The organism is Polaribacter litoreus (genome assembly GCF_054584775.1).
This window is the reverse complement of sequence record NZ_JBTLRD010000039.1, coordinates 1-5,029: the sequence shown is the minus strand read 5'-3', so window position 1 is coordinate 5,029 and position 5,029 is coordinate 1. Positions and strand designations below refer to the sequence as shown.

5 protein-coding genes are annotated in these 5,029 nt (G+C 27.2%); all 5 read right to left on the bottom strand.

Annotated elements, in window-relative coordinates:
* Nucleotides 1-762: 762 nt before the first annotated feature.
* Entirely contained in the window at nt 763-1,908 is a 1,146-nt protein-coding gene (locus ACW9UN_RS16740) for a peptidase associated/transthyretin-like domain-containing protein (RefSeq protein ID WP_459487511.1), read from the bottom strand.
* A 146-nt stretch (nt 1,909-2,054) separates the two neighbouring features.
* Nucleotides 2,055-2,735 (bottom strand): hypothetical protein, encoded by a 681-nt coding sequence (locus ACW9UN_RS16735; RefSeq protein ID WP_459487510.1) that lies wholly within the window; start codon nt 2,733-2,735, stop codon nt 2,055-2,057.
* A gap of 713 nt (nt 2,736-3,448) precedes the next feature.
* Nucleotides 3,449-3,925 (bottom strand): hypothetical protein, encoded by a 477-nt coding sequence (locus ACW9UN_RS16730; RefSeq protein WP_459487509.1) that lies wholly within the window; start codon nt 3,923-3,925, stop codon nt 3,449-3,451.
* Nucleotides 3,926-4,070: 145 nt separating this feature from the next.
* Entirely contained in the window at nt 4,071-4,277 is a 207-nt protein-coding gene (locus ACW9UN_RS16725) for a helix-turn-helix domain-containing protein (protein ID WP_208079289.1), read from the bottom strand.
* A 2-nt stretch (nt 4,278-4,279) separates the two neighbouring features.
* Nucleotides 4,280-4,825: a DUF2975 domain-containing protein gene (locus ACW9UN_RS16720; RefSeq protein WP_459487508.1), complete on the bottom strand. Its 546-nt coding sequence runs from the start codon at nt 4,823-4,825 to the stop codon at nt 4,280-4,282.
* Nucleotides 4,826-5,029 lie beyond the last annotated feature (204 nt).

Sequence of the window (5,029 nt, the reverse complement as noted above, 5' to 3'; positions counted from 1 at the left end):
TTCCACAAACAAGATAAAATTCCCACAATAATTTTTTCACGAGTGAAAGATAATTCAGCAATTGTTAAATTCCATTTTAAGCGATTAAAAAATTCCCACGAACAACTAAATTCAAACATTTTGGAAATTCAAATTTTCACGTTTCTGAGTGTTTTCCACTATTATTTACAACGTTTCTCGTATAAGATTTGTTGCGTTTAGTTTAGCTAAAAGTAAGCAAAAAAATGAAACAAATTTGTGTCTGCGTATTTTTCCGAAGGAAAAATAAAGTAGCAATAAATTTTATACAGTGTTGTAAATAGTGCTTTTTCAGGTTCTTAATTCAATTTTGTCCAAATTCAGAGTTTGAGAGAAAATTACATAAAGATTTTCAATTCCAAAGGTTGCTAAATTCCAGTTTTTCATTCAAACGTTTTGCTTTGATTCCTGCGTTTTGCAATTTTTAGTTTGATTAAATTCCAACATTTTTATTTCTCATTTTATTCAAAATTCAACGTTAGCGAGAGTCTGTTCAGCAATTTTTAAATTCCATTTTTGAGCGTTTCAAAATTCACACGTTTTGCTCAAATTCCAACATTTTTGAAACTCCAACTTTCACGAGTTTGAGTGGATTACGCATTATTTACAACGTTGTTGTATAAGGAAAGTTGCGGTTTTGTCAGCGAGGAATTTCCGAAGGAAATTCAGAAGTTGATAAAAAAGCAACTAACTTTGGTTAAGCACTAATTTAGCAATTTTTTTTATACGGTGTTGCCCACAGTATTATTCCTTTATGTTTGTTATAGTTTTAAATTCATTATTCGAATCTTTTATTGTTTTTAAAAAATCATTCATTTTATTTGTTAATAATAGATATTCCTGGTTTTTCCAAAATTCTAAATTGAAAGGTTTTTTAAATTCGAAAATATCTTTTTTTATAGAATGTTTTTTATTTAGTTTAAGATTTGTTTGATTCAGAACAATAAAAGAATGAGTTTCATTATACAAATCTTTTTTTCCATTTTCATTTATTATTTCAGTTTCTGAATTTATTTTTGCTTTATGAATGAAATATTTTCCTTTAGCAATATTTTTTTTAAAAAAAGTTATCTTTTCTATATAATTCGTTCGAAATTTAAAGTTTTTACCTTTCTTGTATGAATCGTCTAAAATCTCTTTAACTTTATATTCTGTGATAGCATTGTCGTTTTCATTTACAAGATAATAACCTTCGATTTTTGATTTGTTTTCAGTTTTAGGGAAAAATGAATATTTTACGAAATTTTTATCTTTTGATTTACTTTTATTAAATTCGAATTCTTGAATATTTAAACCTATTCCAGCAATATGTTCAAGTATTTGTTTGAAATTAAACATAACAAAGTCAATATTTTCCTCAATTCCAGCTTTTCTAACATTCAATATTTCTACTTTATAATTTTTTTTAGGCATTGGTTTTTCAGAAGTTCCAATAAGTACTTTTCGATTAACCAAACCATTCAAATCTTGAATCTTGATTAGTTTTCTATTTTTTCTTATTTGACCTCTTAAAAAAAATGTTTCGGTGTATGGTTCAGAGGGATAATTTTTTGATACAGAATTGTAAACTTTGATAATAGGGTTTTTATTACTTATAATAATTTCATCTAATTCCTCAAATTTACTTTTAAGAAATATTGTGTCATTAATTTTTTTAAAAGTTGTGAAAATTGATTCATAACCAATTAACCTGATTTTAATTGAATCATTTTTAGATTTAAATAAAAATCTTCCTTCAGAATTAGTTGAAGTAAAGTCATTTTTATTGTAAATATCAACATATTCAATTGGCTCTTTCGTTTCAAAATTTAGTACAATTCCATTCAATCTGTTTTGACTAAATGATTTGTTAATTACTGAAATTATTAATATTAGCAGGATTTTTTTCATATTGTGGGCAACGTTTCTCGTATAAGCTTTGTTGCGTTTTGTTTAGCTAAAAGTAAGCAAAATATTAGACAACTTTGTGCCTGCGTATTTTTCCGAAGGAAAAATTTAGCAGCAATAAAGTTTATACAGTGTTGTGCGTAGTTTTTTTAATACATTTCTTCTTCTCTTTCCACTTTGAATAATTCCAAATTTACAATTTCATTAATTTTATTCACAAATTGTTGTTTACAACCTAACAGAATTGGAGCATCTTCAGCTGTTGATATGCACCAATTCAAATTTTCTTCAAATAATAATGATTCTACTTGAAATGAATACATTTCCTGTATTTCAAAGTATTTTTCCAGTGAAATATTTTCATACTCTCTTTTTAAATTCTCTAGGTGTAATCCATATTCCTCAGATTCGTAAATTAAAAGATTGAGTCTAGAATTTTCTTTTAATTTTTGAAGTGAAATTTTAAGTTTTTCTATACTTAAATTTTCCAAATAATGAACTCCTGGGGTTTCAGGAATCAATTCAACCGTTCGTTGTGAAAATTCCACATTGAACTTATTAGCTAATTCCTTTATTGAAATTGGTTTATAGACTTCCTCTTTTTTTAATAAAACATTAAACTCTTGTTCAATTTTTACTCTTTTGTTCATTTCCTCAAAAGTTTCATTTTTCAAAGGATAATCCTCAAATGGGAAATTTTCTATTATTCCATAATTCCATTCAACTATAAATATACTTTCAAAACAATGAGGAATATAATGCTTGGCAAAATTCCAGTTGTCAGAATTTCGATTATTATAAAAGTTTTTGAAAGCTTCAATTTTTTTCATTCGCTAATTACGCACAACGTGTTTGTGTTATGGAAAGTTGCGTTTTTTGTGAACGGCGATTTTCCGTAGGAAAATCAGAGTTTGCAAAAAAGCAACAAACTTTGGTTAAGCTAAAAGTAGCAATTTTTTATACACGTTGTTGTAAAATGCGTGTTTATTTTTTCCATTATAATTTTCAATAATTTCAATTTTCAGTTTTAGTATTTTCAAAATTCAAGTTTTGAGTAAAATTCCATCATTGTAATTTTTCCACAATTTTCACAATTCCACAAACTTTCAAAATTCAGATTTTGAGAAAGAATTCCGCAATTTTATTTTCCGAGTTTGAGAAAATTCCCACTTTTTTTTAATTTCCATCATACGCAAAATTCAACGAGTTGAATTTTGCGAGCGAGAGAGTGTTCCACATTTTTGAAATTCACATTTTTTCAGAATTCAGTTTTACAAATAACAAAAAACCAAAAGTTAATTTTAAAGAACTTATTTGTTTCTGGCGCGATTCAGCAGTTTTTTACAACGTTTCTGTATATGGCTCGTAGCGTGCAAATTATGAAATTATTTTCGGATTAAGCACGAGCCGAATTTTTTAATTTTTCTTATTATCTTTTCTCAATAAGCCAAATTAAAAAATTTGGCGGACTAGCAAATATGCCTTAACTTCGTTTAAGCAAATGACTAGCTATGAGCTATATACGTTGTTGTAAAACGTTTTTTTATTCAGTTCCAAGTCCCTCAACAGTAAAAGATTCAGCCAGTAATTTTATATATTCAGAATCTATTCCTTTTGGTTTTTTGTTAAGTTGCTCAATCAGTTTTTCGTTTTTATAATATAGTTCGCTATTCACAATTGTGTCAAATTCCGATGAAATGTTTAAAAACTTAATAACTTTGGCAAATATCAACTTTTTGTCTTTGTAATAAAACTCGTAATTAAATACGGAATCATTCGGTTGAGAACTTTCTTTTATAATTCGGTATAATTTATTGTCATTATCAGTCAATTCGTAAATTGAAGTTCCACCACTAATTTCTCCGTTCTGATTTTCAGTATTAAATTCCGTTATTGATTCATTTAAGTCAGTTCTATTATCAATTTTAATAACGTAATTTTTGATTTCAGATATGTGTTTATTTTCTGAACAACTAATCAGAATTCCTAATATTAATGCTAGGTGAATGGTTTTTTTCATAATGTTTTACAACGGTCTCGGCTATGAGTAGTTGCGTGTTTTAGCGATTAACTTTGCAAGTACACACCAAGTTGGAAATTCCGTAGGAATTTCCAAAGTATGCGAGAACAAGCAATTACTTATAGCCATTGTTGTGTGTAGTTTTTTATTCGTTTTTATATTCTAAAATATCTCCTGGTTGACACTCTAAAGCCTCACAAATTGCCTCAAGTGTTGTAAATCGTATTGCTTTTGCTTTACCTGTTTTTAGTATCGAAAGATTTGCTGGTGTAATTCCGAGAATTTCAACCAATTCTTTCGATTGCATTTTTCTTTTGGCAAGCATTACATCTAAATTAACTATAATAGCCATAATTATATAGTTAATTCGTTTTCTTCTTTTAAAGTTACCCCTTCTTCAAAAATATCCGCTAAAAAGAACATTAGATAACCTAAAATAAAAAAGACTATTAATTCAGTTGACAATAAGTCAATTACTTTACTTGAACCTAGTGTCCAAGCTAATACAGCAATATCAATAATCAATGTTCCAAAAGCAAAAGCAAGAAATGATTTTCCTGCTTTTTTAAAAGAAGAACCAACTTCTTTTTGAAAAGTAATTTTCTCTGCAAACAGCTTGGTCGTTTTATTCAGTTGGTAAAGACCTAAAAATATGAAACCAAAAACAATAATGTAACAAATGGCAAATATTAAATAAGCTGTTATTGACATTTCGGCATCAATACTTGTCAAGTTTACTTTTGAGAAAAAAGGTTCTTCTGGTAAATTCCATTTTCTTATTAATTGAAAAGTCCATTTTAGATATTCAATTAGTTTCATTCCAGCGAAAACAATTCCGATAATGTAAACTGTGTTAAAGGCTTTAATACCTTTGTCCGTGTTTTTTGTTTTATTTTTCATTTTATATTAAATTTATTATCGCAAATCTATAATAAATTATCGTAAAACGATAATAAAATATTAAAAAAGAATAATAAAATCCATATCTAACACATTTTCAAATGGTTATGCTTTGGTCAAATTACACACAACGTTGTTGTATATGGTTTGTTGCGTATTCTAAGCAACTAATTTAGTAAATAATTATCGACCAAGAAAGTCCGC